The sequence below is a fragment of the Methanoculleus formosensis genome, assembly GCF_025384765.1.
In the GTDB taxonomy this organism is placed as follows: Archaea; Halobacteriota; Methanomicrobia; order Methanomicrobiales; family Methanoculleaceae; genus Methanoculleus; species Methanoculleus formosensis.
In genome coordinates, this window is sequence record NZ_VHLL01000005.1 from 93,363 (window position 1) to 108,678 (window position 15,316).

Below are 15,316 nucleotides of genomic sequence, written 5' to 3' on the forward strand. Positions count from 1 at the left end.
CGGCACCGCGACCACTGCACTTTTGTAGCGGGTGCCCCCATACGAATGTGGTCGAAAGTCGCATGAGCGTCGGTTCCCAGAGAGACCCCGGCAGGGAGGAGCGAGCGTGAACGGCAGGTACCCGTTCCTCGTCTCGATCCCCCACGGCGGCACCGTCGTTCCGCCCGAACTCCGCGGTCTCATCAACCTCACGCGAAAGGAGATCGTCTTCAATAGCGATCCTCATACCCGCTGCATCTACGGGTTCGACGATAGGGTGGAGGCGCTGGTCGACTTCGATGTCTCAAGAGTCTTCGTCGATACCAACCGGGCGCCCTACGACTACCCGCCGCGGGCCCAGGATGGCGTGGTCAAGGTCATCACGCAGGATGGAACCCCGGTCTTCAAGAACGGGCAGACGCCCGACAGGGAACTGATAGGAACCCTCCTGCAGAACTACTACCACCCCTTCCACAAACGGCTGGCCGGGGTGCTCGATACCCGGCCGATCGGGGTCGCCTTCGACTGCCACAGCATGCTGCCGAGATCGCCGCCGGTCAGGATGGACGCCGGACGCCCCCGCCCGCTCTTCTGCCTGAGCAACCGGGGCGATCGGAACGGGAGACCGAAGAGGCCGGGCGGTCTTGTGACCTGCCCCCCGGAGTGGCTCCAGGCGCTTGCCCGGTCGTTTCAGGCGGAGTTCGACGGCGAGGGCCGGGTTGCGATGAACGACCCCTTCCGGGGCGGGTTCATATCGGTGGCGCACTATCGCCAACGGCGGGTTCCCTGGGTTCAGGTCGAGATCAACCGCGGCCTCTACGAGACCGAAGAGCGCGAGGCCGACGAGGCAGACCTCGCCGAACTCCGGGAGAGGATCTTCTCAGCCCTCACCGGGTTCTGGGACGTGGTTTCGGGGTGAGAAACTGCCGAATCAGGCCAGATTTTTCCGGCCGAAGATACTATGCCGGTAGAGTACCCATATATACTGATGGATCGCCTGCACCTGATACTCCAGCGCTACTTCGGGCATTCTGCGTTCAACCCATACCAGGAGGAGATCATCCGCGATCTCCTCGGCGGGCGCGACGTCCTCGCGGTGCTCGCGACCGGAGGCGGGAAATCGCTCTGCTACCAGGTTCCGGCGCTCATCGGCGAGGGTGTCACGCTGGTGATATCGCCGCTCATCGCGCTGATGAAGGACCAGGTCGACGACCTGCAGGCCCGCGGGATCGGTGCGGAAGCGCTCAACTCCTCCTGCTCCTACGCCGCGACACGGCGAATCCTCTCGGAACTCAACGAGGGCCTGATCCAGATCCTCTACGTCTCGCCGGAGAAGGCGGTCGGCGACGACTTCCTCGACCTGATGGCGTCCCTTCCGGTCACGCTGATCGCGGTCGACGAGGCGCACTGCATATCGATGTGGGGGCACCAGTTCCGCCCGGAGTACCGGTCGCTCGCGGTCCTCAAGGAGCGGTTCCCCGGTGTGCCGATGGTTGCCCTGACGGCGACCGCGACCCCGGACGTCCGCGACGACATCGCGCGGCAGCTCAACCTTACGGACCCGTCGGTCTACGTCGGGAGTTTCAACCGCAAGAACCTCAGTTACACCGTCGTCGGAAAGGAGGAAGACGCGTACGAGCAGCTCCGCTCCTATCTTCAGGGCCGGAGAGGAGATGCCGGGATCGTCTACGTCGCGACCCGGGAGGGGGCCGAGACGCTCGCGGCGCGGCTCCGCACCGCCGGTATTCCGGCGCTTCCCTACCATGCCGGCATGACGGCGGGAGCCCGGGCAGAGGCGCAGGACCGGTTCATCGGCGGGAAGGTTCCGGTCGTCTGCGCGACGAGCGCGTTCGGCATGGGGATCGATAAGTCAGATGTGCGGTTCGTCGTCCACTACGATATGCCGAAGACTCTTGAGGCCTACTACCAGGAGAGCGGCCGGGGGGGGAGGGACGGCAACGAGAGCGACTGCATCCTCTTCTACAGCGACGACGATGCGCGGCGCCTCAGATCGTTCATCGACCGCGATCTTGCATCCGAGTTCCAGCGCGAGGTCGCACGCGCGAAACTCCAGAGTATGGTTGACTACTGCACCGCACCGGGGTGCCGGAGGGAGCGGCTCCTCGCCTACTTCGGGGAGCACTTCAAGGAACCCTGCAACGGGTGCGATGCCTGTGCTCCGGCCGGCAAGGCCCGTCCCCGCGCCGGGCGCCGGAAGCGCGGTGCTGTCCGTCCGGCGTCGGGATGAAACACCGGGACATTCCGTCCTCCTCTTCCTCCTGTGAAAGAAACATCTATTACCGGGATGGTAGCATGAGCATTCACGGAGCTTGGTCATGAAAAGATTAACCCGTTCGACGACCGACCGGTGGATAGCCGGGATATGCGGCGGCATAGGAGAGTATCTTGAGATCGACCCGAACGTCATCCGGGTGATCTGGATCATCTTCACCGTGCCCACAGGATTCTTCCCAGGGATCATCATCTACATCCTGCTCTGGATTCTCCTGCCCGAGGAGGGGCAGGCGCGGCCGGTGGGGACGTTCGGCGAAGCGTAGAGCGACGGGCCGAAGGGTCGGAGTTTGAGTGGCGAGGTTCCGCAGGAACTGAGCCTGAGCACCGTCAGGTACAAGAACAGACATTTGAGAGGCTGCGCCCGTTTTTTCCGCTGAGGGGAGCAGGCCGTGCGTGCCGGTGATGCGGGACTCACCTCCGGAGTTTAAAGCCCAATACAGTGGACCGTGGGAGCATCGCCACCGGGGGTGGGGCTGACGGGGAGGGGGGAGCATCCCCCCTCCCCTGTCTCTACCACGTAAGGTTGACCCGTGATCCCCACCCCGCCCGGCCTCCGGCCTCCTCCCCCGCCCCTGCGGGGCGGGGGCAGTGCGTGGCGATAACCACTGGAAAGCCGTGTACGGACGAACGCCCGATGGAACCTTGACACCTCCCGGTGCGTCAGTTTCACTCACCAGCGGAAGGCGATTGCTTCCTTCACCATCACAGCCCTTATACAGTCTGTGGCTTCGACGGTCTGCCCCTCTACCGTCCCTTCCCCTCCTGCAGCCTCTTGATCATATCCCGCAGCGCTATCGCCCGCTCGAACTCCAGGCGCTCCGCCGCCTCCCGCATATCGGCCTCGAGCTCGATGATCAGGTTCGGGACTTCGGACTTCGGGACATGCTTGATATCGGTAATATCGACCTCTTTCTCGCGGATCGGCTTTCTGATCGTCTGCGGTGTGATCCCGTGCTCTGCGTTGTACGCAAGCTGCATCGCCCGCCGCCGCCCGGTCTCGGCCATCGCCTTCTTGATCGAGTCGGTCATGGTGTCGGCGTAGAGCACGACCTTCGCGTTGACGTTCCGGGCGGCCCGGCCGATGGTCTGGACGAGGCTCCTCGCGTCGCGGAGGAACCCCTCCTTGTCGGCGTCGAGGATACCGACGAACCCGACCTCGGGGATGTCGAGCCCCTCCCGCAGGAGGTTGATCCCCACGAGAACGTCGTACTTCCCGAGCCGGAGCTGCCGGATGATCTCCGTCCGCTCGATGGTCTCGATCTCCGAGTGGAGGTAGCGGGTCTTGATCCCCTGGTCGGCGAGATACTCCGAGAGTTCCTCGGCGAGCCGTTTCGTGAGGGTCGTCAGCAGTATACGGTCGCCGCGATCGATCGTGGCCCGGATCTCCGCCATCACGTTCGGGATCTGCCCCTCGATCGGCCGGATCTCGACCGCAGGATCGACGAGCCCCGTCGGCCGGATGATCTGCTCCGCGACGCTCGAACGCTTCAGTTCGTAGTCGCCGGGGGTCGCCGAGACGAAGATAGCGCTTCTCATGTAGCCCGCCGAGAACTCGTCGAACTTCAGCGGCCGGTTGTCGAAGGCCGACGGCAGCCGGAACCCGTACTCCACGAGCGACTTCTTCCGCGAGTAGTCGCCGTTGTACATCCCCCTGACCTGGGGCAGGGTCTGGTGGCTCTCATCGATCACCATCAGGAAGTCCTCGGGGAAGTAGTCTAGCAGGCAGTAGGGCTTCTCCCCGGCCTTTCGCCCGTCGAAGTGGCGGGAGTAGTTCTCGATCCCCTTGCAGGTCCCGGTCTCGCGGATCATATCGATGTCGTAGAGCGTCCGCTGCCGGAGGCGGTGTGCCTCGAGCATGCCGAGGTTCGGGAGCCACTCCTCGAGTTCCTGCTCGATCGAGACGATCGCCCGCTCCTTCACCTCGTCGGGGGCGACGAAGTGGCGGGCAGGGTAGACGAAGAAGTAGTCCATCGCCTCGAGCCGCTCTCCCGAGTTCTTGTCGATCTCGCTGATCCGGTCGATCTCGTTCCCGAAGAGTTCGACACGGATGATGTTGTTGAAGTAGCCGGGGATGATATCGATGGTGTCGCCCTTCACGCGGAACCGGCCCGGCATGAGTTCCATCTCGTTTCGCTCGAACTGGATATCGATGAGCCTCCGAATAATATCGTCCCGCCGCATCCGGTCCCCGACCTTCACCTCGAACCCCATCCCCTGGAAGTTCGCGGGGTTCCCGAGGCCGTAGATGCAGGAGACCGAGGCGACGATGATGGTGTCGGGACGGGAGAGGACCGACGCGGTGGCCGCAAGCCGCATCTGCTCGATCTTCGGATTGATCTGGGCATCCTTCTCGATGTAGAGGTCGCGCTTCGCGATGTAGGACTCGGGCTGGTAGTAGTCGTAGTAGGAGACGAAGTACTCCACCCGGTTCTCCGGGAAGAAGGATCTGAACTCGTTGTAGAGCTGCGCGGCGAGCGTCTTGTTGTGCGCGATGACGAGGGTGGGTTTCTGGACCTCCTCGACGACGTTTGCTATCGTGAACGTTTTCCCTGAGCCCGTGACCCCGAGGAGAGTCTGGAACTGCTCGCCCCGGGCGAGCCCGTCGCTGAGTTTCCGGATCGCGTCGGGCTGCGATCCGGTCGGCTTGAACTCCGCCTTCAGTTGAAATGCCGTCATGGTGCCACCGTCTTCTTCCGCAGGGTTCTGTGATACGTGATCGCGAACCGGTGCGCCTCGTCGCGGATCTCCTGGAGGAAGAGCGACGCCTTCTCGTGCCGCTCAAGCGGCAGGGGGTGGGAGAAGCCCGGCACGAAGATCTCCTCCTCGCGCTTCGCGATCGCCGCGATCGGGACTCTGATCCCGAGGTCTCTCAGCACGGTGGTTGCCGCCGCAAGCTGCCCCTTCCCGCCGTCGGTCAGGATCAGGTCGGGGAGTTCGCCCCCCTCCTTCTGGAGCCGCGAGTAGCGGCGCCTGACCACCTCGGCGATGGCCGCGAAGTCGTCGATACCCTCGACCGTCCGTATCCGGAAGCGCCGGTAGTTCCGTTTGTCGGGCTTCCCCCAGAGGAACCGGACCATCGAGCCCACCATCGCCGTCCCGGAGAGGTGAGAGATATCGAAGCACTCGATCGCGACCGGGAGGTTCGGGAGGTGCAACCGGCGTTTGAGTTCGTCCAGTTTGATCCGGTCGCCGAAGAACGCGATCTCCACGTTCTTCCTGACCAGGTCGAGCAGGTTCTTCTTCTCGCCCCGCTGCGGCACGACCACCCGGACCTTGCCGCCCCGGAGGTGCGAGAGGTAGCCGGCGACGGCGTCGTCGACCGGAACGGGCAGGATCACCTCCTGCGGCGGTTCGTGGTCGGCGTAGTAGCGGGCGAGGAACTCCTCGAGAAACCCCTCCGTCTCGTCGAAGGTGTACTCGCGCTTCCCCGAGAGCGTTCCCCGGTCGACGTTGAAGAGCATCAGAAAGACGGTTCCTTCGCTCACGATATAGTTGACGATATCCTCGTTGTAGGTCTTCTGCCGGTCGACGTGCTGGCGTTCGCGCAGCCCCTCGAGTGCCGCGATCTGGTCGCGGAGTTCCATCGCCCGCTCATATTCCTGCCGCTCTGCCAAGGCTGCCATCTCCTCGCGGAGCGTCCGGATGAGCCCGGCGATATCCCCTTTCAGGACGGCCTCCGCCCTTCTCGCCCGCTCCCGGTACTCGTCCTCGCCGATTCTTCCCGTGCAGGGGGCGCTGCACGAACCGATATGCGCACGGAGGCACGGGCGGCGGGGGAGGCGCCGGCACGACCGGAGCCCGAAGAGCGTCTTCAAGAGCCGAAGGAGGTCCTCGCGCTCCCGTGCGGAGACGAACGGCCCGTAGTAGCGGCCGTTCTCGTCGGGCTGGCGGACGGTGTGAATCCGTGGATAGGTCTCGTCGGTGACGTGGATGTAGGCGTACCGCTTCGCGTCCTTCAAGTCGATGTTGTACTTCGGCTGGTGCTTCTTGATCAGGGTGTTCTCGAGGATGAACGCCTCAACCTCGGTGTCGGTGACGATGAAGTCGATTGAGGCGATCGCGGCGACGAGGCATCGCGTCTTCGGGTCGAGGTCGTGCCGGGAGAAGTAGCTCGATACGCGCCGCTTCAGGTTCTTCGCCTTCCCGACGTAGATGATGGTGCCCTCATCATCCGAAAAAAGGTAGCATCCGGGCTCGGTTGGAAGACTCTGGGGGTCGATCATGGTTTCTTGAGGATCTCCTTTAAGAACGCACCCGTGTGACTCCCTTCAACCAGAGCGACCTCCTCGGGGGTCCCCGTCGCGACGACCTCACCGCCGGCATCCCCACCCTCGGGGCCGAGATCGATGATGTGGTCGGCGGACTTGATGACGTCCAGGTTGTGCTCGATCACCACCATCGTGTTCCCCCGCGCCACAAGGTCGTCGAGGACGGCGATCAGGTTCTTCACGTCGTGGAAGTGCAGCCCGGTCGTCGGTTCGTCGAGGAGGTAGATCGTCTTCCCCGTGGCCCGCTTTGCAAGTTCGCGGGTCAGTTTGATCCGCTGCGCCTCGCCGCCCGAGAGGGTGGTGGAACTCTGGCCGAGTTTGATGTAACCGAGCCCGACCCGTGCAAGGGTATCGAGTTTGTTCCTGATCGAGGGGACGTTCTCGAAGAGGGCCAGCGCCTCCTCGACGCTCATGTCGAGGACGTCGGCGATGGACTTGCCCCGGTACTTCACCTCGAGGGTCTCGCGGTTGTAGCGCGCCCCCTTGCACTCCTCGCACTCGACGTAAACGTCGGGGAGGAAGTTCATCTCGATCTTGATGAGACCTTCACCCTGGCAGGCCTCGCACCGCCCGCCCTTGACGTTGAACGAGAACCGGCCGGGCTTGTAGCCCCGGACCTTCGCTTCCTTCGTCTCGGCAAAGACCTTCCGGATCTCATCGAAGACCTTGGTGTAGGTCGCCGGGTTCGAGCGCGGCGTCCGCCCGATGGGGCTCTGGTCGATGACGATCACCTTGTCCAGGTCGTCGTCGAAGACGAGGCTGTCGTGCTTCCCCGGAAGTTCCCGTGAACCGTGGAGTTTCTGCATCAGCGCTCGGTAAAGCGTCTCGTAGATGAGCGTGGACTTCCCCGATCCCGAGACACCGGTGATGACCGTCAGGACGCCGATGGGGATCTTCGCATCGATGCCCTTGAGGTTGTTCTCCCGGCAGCCCGAGAGCCTGATGAACCGGTCGCTCCTCCGACGAGAAGCAGGAACCTCGATCCTGAGATCGCCGGAGAGGTAGCGGCCGGTGATCGATGCCGGGTTTGCCGCGATGGCGTCCGGCGGCCCTTCCGCGACGATGTCGCCGCCGTGGAGCCCGGCTCCGGGCCCCATGTCCACGACCCAGTCGGCGCTCCGGATGGTATCCTCGTCGTGCTCCACCACGACGAGGGTGTTGCCGAGGTCGCGGAGGTGCTGCAGGGTCTCGAGGAGTTTCCGGTTGTCGCGCTGGTGCAGCCCGATGGAGGGCTCGTCGAGGACATAGAGCACCCCCGTGAGGTTCGACCCGATCTGCGTCGCGAGGCGTATCCGCTGCGCTTCCCCGCCCGAGAGGCTGCCTGCGCTCCGCGAGAGGGTCAGGTAGCCGACGCCGACCTGCTCCAGGAACTCGAGCCGGGCGGCGATCTCCTTCAAGACCTGTTTTGCGATCTCGCGCTCGGTCTCGGTGAGGTCCAGCGTCCGGAAGAACGAGCGCGCTCCCGTGACCGAGAGGTCGGTGACCTCGACGATGGACTTCCCGGCGACCTTCACGGCAAGCACCTTCTCTTTGAGCCTCCTGCCCTCGCACTTCGGGCAGGGGAGGATCCTCATGAACTTCTCGAGTTCATGGCGGCGATACTCCGACTGGGTCTGGTGGTAGAGCCGTTCGGCCTGCGGGGCGAGGCCCTCCCACGTCCCGGAGTGCGACCATGAGTCCCCGTTCCGGGTTTGCATCGAGAGGCGGAGGTGCTCCGGTGAGCCGAACATCAGGGCGTTGTACTGCTGCTCGGTGAGATCCTTGATCGGCGTCAGGACCGAGAACCCGAAGTGTTTCGCGACGGCGCCGAGGTACTGGCTCCGGTAGCCGTCGAGGAAGTTCCGGTAGAGCATGACGGCGCCTTCGGCGATCGACTTGCTCTTGTCCGGAATGATCAGGTCCGGATCGAACTCCATCCTGAACCCAAGCCCGTTGCACTCCTCGCACGCGCCGAACGGGCTGTTGAAAGAGAACATCCGGGGCTGGAGTTCCTCGAATGCAATCCCACAGATCGGGCAGGCCATGAGCGCCGAGCAGGTCTCCTCGTTGCCGTCCTCGTCGACGACGATGACGAGCCCTTCGGACTTTGCAAGGGCGTTCTCGATCGCCTCGACGAGTCTTGAGCGCTCGTCGACGGAGAGGCGGTCGATGACCACGTCGATGTCGTGCTTGCGGTAGCGCTCGAGGGTGATCTCCTCGTCCGTCCGGTGGATATCCCCATTGACCCGGACCCGGGCGTAGCCCTCCCGGTTGAGGTCTTTGAAGACCTGCTGGTAGGTTCCCTTCTTCTGCCGGATGACCGGGGCGAGAATGGTGACTGTCCCTGCCATCGTGGAGACGATATGGTCGGCGATCTTCTCCGGTGACTGCGCCTCGATGGGGATATGGTGCTCCGGGCAGAACGGCGTCCCTATCCGGGCGAAGAGGAGCCGCAGGTAGTCGTAGATCTCTGTGACCGTGCCGACGGTGCTCCGGGGGTTCTTCGACGTCGTCTTCTGCTCGATGGAGATGGCGGGCGAGAGCCCGTCGATGCTGTCGACGTCCGGTTTCTGCATCAGCCCGAGGAACTGCCGTGCATAAGCGGAGAGCGACTCCACGTAGCGCCGCTGCCCCTCGGCGTAGATGGTATCGAAGGCAAGCGTGGATTTCCCCGACCCGGAGACGCCGGTGAGGACGATGAGCCGGTCGCGCGGGAGTTCGACGGTGATATTGTTGAGGTTGTGCTCCCGCGCCCCCTTGATGACGATCTTCTTCATTTTCCTGCCCTGATAAATTGATCTTCTGAGCTCATAGCCGTTTGTGATCCAAAATTTTTAAATACTAACTTGACGTTTCGCCCGGGATCGGGACCGTCCCGGTGAGAGAGAACAAGCTCTGTTCGGACCCGCCCTGTGAGGAGAGGTGATGTAAAAGGGTGTTGTGAGGCGGTGGCGATTACCACGCCTCGGGGTATGCCATATTCGTGTAGATATCTTCGAGCCGTGCCTTGTGACCCATCTCCATGTTTGCAAGCTGGACAAAGACCATCTTCTGTTCTGCATCCGCGGAGGCGGCGCCAAGCTGCTTGTACATCTGGGCGGCCTGCAGTTCCTTCTTGATGGCGAGTAACAGACCGTCGAGCGGCTTCATGTCGACCGAGAGCGTGGGTGCATCGATGGAGTCGGTGATCTTGTAGTCTTTGGCCGCGACAAAGTGCATCTGCTTTGCGTCACGGAGCAGCAGGGCCTGAAGGTACTCCCGGTGCCCCTTCTCTTCATCAGCAAGGTCGAGGAAGATCGTCCTCAGGTTTGCATCCTTCGCCCTGTCGGCGACCGACTTGTAGAAGGTATACGACTCTACTTCGCTGTCGATGGCGTTTGTGATAATATTCTGGAATTCTTTGGAATCCATATTTTTCATCTCCTCTTTTGTTGAGAAATGCGGCCACGGGACCGGCTGCACACTTAGTTCGCGATTTAACGAACTAAACTTAATTGGGAATACGGGCATTTATACTTTCCCTCTAACCCGGCTTCTGGCTGCACCAGCGCTCCCGTGGGCGAAAGGGGCATCAGGAGAGCCTTCATGATGCGGTTCTCCACCGCATCTGCCGGTGCGCTCCCGGGTGCGATCCGCATCTTCTGGGCCCGGGGCAATCCGGACACCAACCCTTGAAGGGGAGAGGTTTTTGCAATTCCCGGTCCAACCTTCTATCTACGATGGGGGAGGTTTTTTCATGCAGGAGGAACGGATAGTGCGGGGAGGAGGCGCTCCCCGGCGGGTCGTCGAGGTCGTGCAGGACCGGCACGGGAACCCGATCGAGATATTCGACCCGCCGTTCTACCGCAACGAGTTCGAGGACGCCTACCGGTTCATCATCGACGACTACGTCGTTGCGCCAAGAGAGATCGGCCTCTTCCTCCCCTGTGCCGTGCGGAAACCCTACAGCCAGAGCCCGAGCCACAAGCTCTTCCGGCGGATCATCGACGGCGTCCTTGCCCCGGCGGACTACCATATCGTCATCTTCGGGACCTGCGGGACAGTTCCCGCGGAGCTCGAGTGCATGTACCCCTACCGGAACTACCACTACATGCTCGGCAAGGCCACGGACGAGCGAATCCGGCGGGACTTCCACCGGATCGAGGTCTACCGGCTGAAGGGTTACCTCGAGAAGACCCGGGAGACCTACCGCCACCGGCTCGCCTACTGCATCGGGCCGTTCCGAAAAGCCATGGTCGAGGCCTCGAAAGCGACCGGGATCGCCGTCGACCTGCTCCCCTCCGACCCCATGATCGAACGGCTCTACGATATCGACTGCCCCTTCCCGGAGGGCAGCCTCTCGATGCAGGGCTATATCGACGAGTTCCGCGAGGGGCTTGAGGAACTGGCGGGGGAGATACGCGCCGGGGACACGACGGCTCTGGAAGGCTGCCCGGAGCGGCGGGGGCCGGCGAGGGCGTGATTTGGGAAAGAGGGTGCGGGTCTCCCTGCCTCGCGCCTAACGGTGCTCGCACCAGCACCACTCATGCGTGACCTTCTGATTGCGTCTCAGGTATGATTTCGTGGGGCTATCACCCCGGGGAAGGGGCTGACGGGGAGTACGACGGTTCGTAGAACCGGAGCTTGAGCACCGATAGGTGCGAGTGCGATCTTCCGACAGGAACGGAGCACGAGAAGCCGTTAGGCTTTGAAGAGGGCACACTCCCTCCCCCGCCTCTATCTCATAAATAACCATGTAACCCCCACCCCACCCGGCGGCCTCCTCCCCCGCCCCCAGGGGCGGGGGCAGTGCGTGGCGATATCCCCACGGAATCCGCGCATGCGATCTCGACTGGCGGAGGGTGCGAGCTACAATCCTACAACCCGAGTTTCAGAACAATGACGCCCCATGCAGCATTGCTTCAAGTCACACCGGCAAAAGCAGTGGTTGGAATGGGTTGCAGGAGAACCCAAACCTGGTTTCTCCTAAGTTGTCCCCGTGCAGTGGACCGCGGGAGTATCGCCACGCGGGGAGGGGCTGACGGGGAGGGGGGAGCATCCCCCTCCCCTGTCTCAACACCAGAGCCATGCAGTTCATCATGATCAAGTGGTGCGAGATCACCATACGAACACGGATAGGTCGGCATTCAATATTCCGAGCTGGAATTCCAAACCCTTCCTCACTTCGGCTTATGATACCCCCACTTCTCCAGCGCCTCCCGGAGTGCCGTGGCCTTCTTCGCCTTCTCGTCGAGTGTCTCGCCGTTTTTCCAGGCCTCGATCGCCTGCATCACGGCCTCTGCGCCCGCCCGCGTGCCCTTCGGGTGGCCGTGGATGCCGCCGCTCACCAGGAGGACGAGTTCGGTGCCGTAGATATCGAGCACGTCCGGCACGAGGCCGGGGTGGAGCCCGCCTGAGGAGACCGGGAACGCGCTCTTGATACTGCCCCAGTCCTGGTCGAGGGCCATCTGGTCGACGGCGTTCGTGCGCTTCTCCCGGAGCACGTCCGCAAGCACCGTGGCTTCCGCCCGGGTACCGACCAGCTTCCCCACAGCGGTTCCGGTATGGATCTGCGAGACACCGACAAGGCGCATCATCTTCGCCAGGAACTGCATCGTGACCCCGTGCTTCTCGTCCCGATCGAAGGCCGCGTGCATCGCCCGGTGGGCGTGGATGGCAAGCCCGAGATCGGAGCAGTAGTCCCGGAGAGTCGCGACGGCCGCCGTCCCGGTGACCACGACATCGATCATCGCGTAGTTCCAGCCGTAGTCAGCGAGCATCTTTGCCCGCTGCTTCATGACCTCCGTCTCGGCCGTGATGTTGATGAACGCGGACTTCACGTCGCCGGTCTCCTTCTCGGCCTTATCCCGCATCTTCGCCATCGCGCGGACGCGGTCCTCGAACCGGTTGAACGGCTGGGACGTCAGGTTCTCGTCGTCCTTGACGAAGTCGAATCCACCCATCCAGGTCTCGTAGCTGACCTCAGCGTGCTCCTCCGCGGTGAAACCCACCTTCGGCTTTGGGACCGCGCCCGTGAGCGGCCGGCCGCGGACATTCATCATATCCCGGATCCCCTCCATGCCGAAGTGCGGCCCCTTGAAGTGCCGGAGGTATTCGGCAGGGAGCGAGGCGTCGATCAGCCGGAGACGGTCGAGTGCCTTCATCCCGAAGATGTTCCCGGCGATCCCGCTCAGGAGCTGGGGTGCGTTCCCCTCCTCCCAGAGGGCGAGCGGGTATGCGATCTTCACGTAGTTCCCCTCGATCTCGAACGCCTTCGCCTGGAGGTCACGCATCCGGGGCGGCAGGGTGAAGAGCGTCGTCCAGGTTCCGGTCGAACTCTCCGACGCGATCCTCCCGACCGCCTCCTCCCTGCTGATCCCCTCCGCAGGCTCGAAGTAGTAGAGGGCTACGAGTTCGTCCGCACCGGGGGTGTGGTTCAGGTCAACAAACTCTTCGTACCAGTCAATTGCCATCAAATCACCTCTTGAAGGAAGGAACTCGCGGGTAGAAAAACCTTCCATTCTGAACAGGGTATAGAATGCCGGAATCACTTTCTCCCCGCAGGCGCCAGGTTTATCCGCCGGCGGGTCGAGAGGAGAGCAGAAGGAGTCTTATGGAACGAACTGCCGATAATTTGCGCCCGATTTTCGATTACGATGCAGAAAGACCTCCCGCGATCGAGATTGCCGGCACCGGCGTCTCGGTCAGCGACCTGACCTACCGGACTGCACCGGAACGGGGGGTTCGGGCCTACCTGGTGGCCCCGGCAGAAGTTGACCGGCCGAAACGCTCCGCTGCCATTCTCTTCCTCCACCCGGGACTTGGTTCCCGCGCCACGTTCCTCGCCGAGGCCGTGGCCCTTGCCGGGATGGGTGCGGCCTCCCTGCTCGTCGACGCCCCCTGGGCCGCCGATACGGCAGCAGCCTGGGGTCAGGCAGTCACGGATCCCGAGGAGGCCGTGAGGGAGTATACCCGGACGGTGATCGACCTTCGCCGGGGGATAGATCTCCTCGTAGCGCAGCCAACCGTCGATCCGGACCGGATCGGGTTCGTGGGCCACAGTGTCGGGGCGCTTTTCGGGGCGGTGCTCGCCGGCGTCGATCGGAGGGTGAAGGCCGCGGTCCTGATGGCGGGCACCGGGAGGTTTGTCGACGTTGCCGCCGTGAACCTGCCCGACCTGCAGGGCGAGGAATTCGAGCATTACCGCCGGACGCTCGCGGAACTCGACCCTGCCGTCTGGATCGGCCGTGCCGCACCCACCCCGCTCTTCTTCCAGGCCGCTCTTCGCGACGAGTTCTTCACGGAGGAGCAGGCCCGGGAGTTCTTCGAGCAGGCGGGCGATCCAAAGTCGCTCAAATGGTACGACGCGGGCCATTCTCTGAACGAAGCGGCCCGCCGCGACCGCATCGCATGGCTGGCTGATCGGCTCTCGCTGGACGGTTCCCGGTAGCGGGAAAGAAAGGATTATTGCTACAAATACATTCTTTTGTCATAAAAGGTAAACATTATAACATACTTGATTCTTACTAATACATGGCCAGGCATCATGCGCGATGGAACCCTGCCTGCGCCTCGTCTTTCATAGTCCGTAGCGTGTTACTGCACGTCCTACCTGTACCCAACCATTTTTTGGCGCTCACTCGGAGATCCCGTCGAGAACCTTCTCGATCCTGTCCACCTTCGCCTCGATCCGCTCCAGCGACTGCCGCAGCATCTGGAGTTCCGCGCCGGCATCCTTCTGTTCGGCGACATTCGCCACCTGCCTCTCGATCCACTCCTTGATCCTTACGGCGATGATGAAGAGCAGCGTCAGGACGCCGAGATTTACAATAACTATGAAGGATCCGGCGAGCACGGCATTCAAGGAGTTCGAACCGCCGAGCAAGCCGGCAATAAGGCCGCTGATCACGAGCAACGCAACAACGGCGCCCCATAGTGCCTTCAGGTAGAGTTTCCACCTATCCTGTTTCATCCTTTGACCTCTGTAGCGATGTAATGACATCCAGGTTCAGCACCACCTCAAAAGGCACCGCCCGATAGTACCTCCGGAGGTACGGCGGCTCGTCCGATGTCCGGCTGACCGCCTCCGCGAGACCGAGTTTCTCGAGCTGCCGGAGATAAATGGCAGCCAGCGGCCGCGATATGCCGAGCTCTTCGGCAATCTCGCGGGCATACTTCTCTTCGACCGCGATCGCCCCGAGTACCGCAAGCCGCTGCTCGTTCCCGAACAGGGAGAGCAGCCGCGCCAGTTCGGGGAGAGTGCTGAAAGACAATGTCAACAGGTGTTAACTATTTTTTACACATATCGATCTTACCATACGAAGCCCCGCACGAGAAAGGAGATCGACCGGGAGAAGTGCGCCCTGAAGGTGCTCCGCGGAGGTTCGTCGGCCGATCGCGCTAAGGCGGCCCTTCGTGCAGTAGATACGTGGAACCGGTAGCGGTCGGGGAGAACTTCCGGAGGGACGTGCCCCCCGGAATCGTCCGGTGGATCAGGATAGGTGGGTGTAGGAGAGCCACATCGCACGTTCTCCCCGCCGGCATCGGATCCGACCATTGTTCGATGGCATCTGCGTGGGCATCGCCAGGATCCGGTGCATTCAGGGCAATCACAGTACATGCTTGTGTGGTTTCGGCCGTGGATCTTCTCCGGCCCGCGGCACATGCCGGAAGCACGGCGGCTGCCGGGAAGAACCGCTTCCGGCCCGATCAACGCATTGCCCCTGCGGTGGGAATGGTTCCGCACCGACGTACAGGAAGTCGGCCCGGACGGCGATATATTGCTACGGCGGCCACGGTAGGATCGTTGAACCGCG

Annotated in this window: 12 protein-coding genes; 5 read left to right on the forward strand and 7 right to left on the reverse strand. The window is 62.7% G+C overall.

Going from position 1 to position 15,316, the window contains the following annotated elements:
* Positions 1 to 106 precede the first annotated feature (106 nt).
* The 3 genes from FKB36_RS09655 (at position 107) to FKB36_RS09665 (ending at position 2,537) form a co-directional block, all read left to right on the forward strand.
* Complete coding sequence (locus FKB36_RS09655; RefSeq protein ID WP_261597851.1) at positions 107 to 898, forward strand: N-formylglutamate amidohydrolase; 792 nt, start codon at positions 107 to 109, stop codon at positions 896 to 898.
* Positions 899 to 967: 69 nt separating this feature from the next.
* On the forward strand, positions 968 to 2,227 hold the full coding sequence (locus tag FKB36_RS09660) for a RecQ family ATP-dependent DNA helicase (protein ID WP_261597852.1): 1,260 nt from the start codon (positions 968 to 970) through the stop codon (positions 2,225 to 2,227).
* An 88-nt stretch (positions 2,228 to 2,315) separates the two neighbouring features.
* On the forward strand, positions 2,316 to 2,537 hold the full coding sequence (locus tag FKB36_RS09665) for a PspC domain-containing protein (protein WP_074370236.1): 222 nt from the start codon (positions 2,316 to 2,318) through the stop codon (positions 2,535 to 2,537).
* A gap of 481 nt (positions 2,538 to 3,018) precedes the next feature.
* On the opposite strand, the gene uvrB is transcribed toward FKB36_RS09665, so the two are convergent.
* From uvrB to FKB36_RS09685, 4 genes are all read right to left on the reverse strand, one after another.
* Entirely contained in the window at positions 3,019 to 4,950 is a 1,932-nt protein-coding gene (uvrB, locus tag FKB36_RS09670) for an excinuclease ABC subunit UvrB (RefSeq protein ID WP_261597853.1), read from the reverse strand.
* Positions 4,947 to 6,497, reverse strand: a complete 1,551-nt coding sequence (gene uvrC / locus FKB36_RS09675; RefSeq protein ID WP_261597854.1) for an excinuclease ABC subunit UvrC — start codon at positions 6,495 to 6,497, stop codon at positions 4,947 to 4,949. Before uvrC ends, uvrB begins: the two co-directional genes overlap by 4 nt.
* The gene (gene uvrA / locus FKB36_RS09680; protein WP_261597855.1) at positions 6,494 to 9,298 is read right to left on the reverse strand and encodes an excinuclease ABC subunit UvrA; all 2,805 of its coding nucleotides are present in this window, start codon (positions 9,296 to 9,298) and stop codon (positions 6,494 to 6,496) included. Before uvrA ends, uvrC begins: the two co-directional genes overlap by 4 nt.
* A gap of 178 nt (positions 9,299 to 9,476) precedes the next feature.
* Positions 9,477 to 9,932 (reverse strand): ferritin-like domain-containing protein, encoded by a 456-nt coding sequence (locus FKB36_RS09685; RefSeq protein WP_261597856.1) that lies wholly within the window; start codon positions 9,930 to 9,932, stop codon positions 9,477 to 9,479.
* Between the two features lie 325 nt (positions 9,933 to 10,257).
* Between FKB36_RS09685 and FKB36_RS09690 the strand changes: the two genes are divergently transcribed.
* Positions 10,258 to 10,983: a DUF5591 domain-containing protein gene (locus FKB36_RS09690; protein WP_261597857.1), complete on the forward strand. Its 726-nt coding sequence runs from the start codon at positions 10,258 to 10,260 to the stop codon at positions 10,981 to 10,983.
* 697 nt (positions 10,984 to 11,680) lie between these two features.
* Here the strand turns inward: FKB36_RS09690 and rbcL are convergent.
* Positions 11,681 to 12,973 (reverse strand): type III ribulose-bisphosphate carboxylase, encoded by a 1,293-nt coding sequence (gene rbcL / locus FKB36_RS09695; protein ID WP_261597858.1) that lies wholly within the window; start codon positions 12,971 to 12,973, stop codon positions 11,681 to 11,683.
* 140 nt (positions 12,974 to 13,113) lie between these two features.
* Here rbcL and FKB36_RS09700 point away from each other — a divergent pair, with 140 nt between their 5' ends.
* Positions 13,114 to 13,950, forward strand: coding sequence for an alpha/beta hydrolase family protein (locus FKB36_RS09700; protein ID WP_261597859.1), 837 nt, complete (start codon positions 13,114 to 13,116; stop codon positions 13,948 to 13,950).
* Positions 13,951 to 14,136: 186 nt separating this feature from the next.
* Here the strand turns inward: FKB36_RS09700 and FKB36_RS09705 are convergent, their stop codons facing one another.
* Both FKB36_RS09705 and FKB36_RS09710 read right to left on the reverse strand, forming a co-directional pair.
* Positions 14,137 to 14,472: a hypothetical protein gene (locus FKB36_RS09705; protein WP_261597860.1), complete on the reverse strand. Its 336-nt coding sequence runs from the start codon at positions 14,470 to 14,472 to the stop codon at positions 14,137 to 14,139.
* Positions 14,459 to 14,773 carry an ArsR/SmtB family transcription factor gene (locus FKB36_RS09710; RefSeq protein ID WP_261597861.1) on the reverse strand — a complete coding sequence of 105 codons (315 nt, stop codon included), beginning with the start codon at positions 14,771 to 14,773 and terminating at the stop codon, positions 14,459 to 14,461. Before FKB36_RS09710 ends, FKB36_RS09705 begins: the two co-directional genes overlap by 14 nt.
* Positions 14,774 to 15,316: the final 543 nt, after the last annotated feature.

What these genes read in the sequence shown, in the direction of transcription:
- FKB36_RS09685 (WP_261597856.1), bottom strand. Translation starts at nt 9,932, where the DNA reads ATGGATTCCAAAGAATTCCAGAATATTATCACAAACGCCATCGACAGC.
- uvrC (WP_261597854.1), bottom strand. Translation starts at nt 6,497, where the DNA reads ATGATCGACCCCCAGAGTCTTCCAACCGAGCCCGGATGCTACCTTTTT.
- FKB36_RS09700 (WP_261597859.1), top strand. Translation starts at nt 13,114, where the DNA reads ATGGAACGAACTGCCGATAATTTGCGCCCGATTTTCGATTACGATGCA.
- rbcL (WP_261597858.1), bottom strand. Translation starts at nt 12,973, where the DNA reads ATGGCAATTGACTGGTACGAAGAGTTTGTTGACCTGAACCACACCCCC.
- uvrB (WP_261597853.1), bottom strand. Translation starts at nt 4,950, where the DNA reads ATGACGGCATTTCAACTGAAGGCGGAGTTCAAGCCGACCGGATCGCAG.
- FKB36_RS09705 (WP_261597860.1), bottom strand. Translation starts at nt 14,472, where the DNA reads ATGAAACAGGATAGGTGGAAACTCTACCTGAAGGCACTATGGGGCGCC.
- uvrA (WP_261597855.1), bottom strand. Translation starts at nt 9,298, where the DNA reads ATGAAGAAGATCGTCATCAAGGGGGCGCGGGAGCACAACCTCAACAAT.
- FKB36_RS09660 (WP_261597852.1), top strand. Translation starts at nt 968, where the DNA reads ATGGATCGCCTGCACCTGATACTCCAGCGCTACTTCGGGCATTCTGCG.
- FKB36_RS09665 (WP_074370236.1), top strand. Translation starts at nt 2,316, where the DNA reads ATGAAAAGATTAACCCGTTCGACGACCGACCGGTGGATAGCCGGGATA.
- FKB36_RS09690 (WP_261597857.1), top strand. Translation starts at nt 10,258, where the DNA reads ATGCAGGAGGAACGGATAGTGCGGGGAGGAGGCGCTCCCCGGCGGGTC.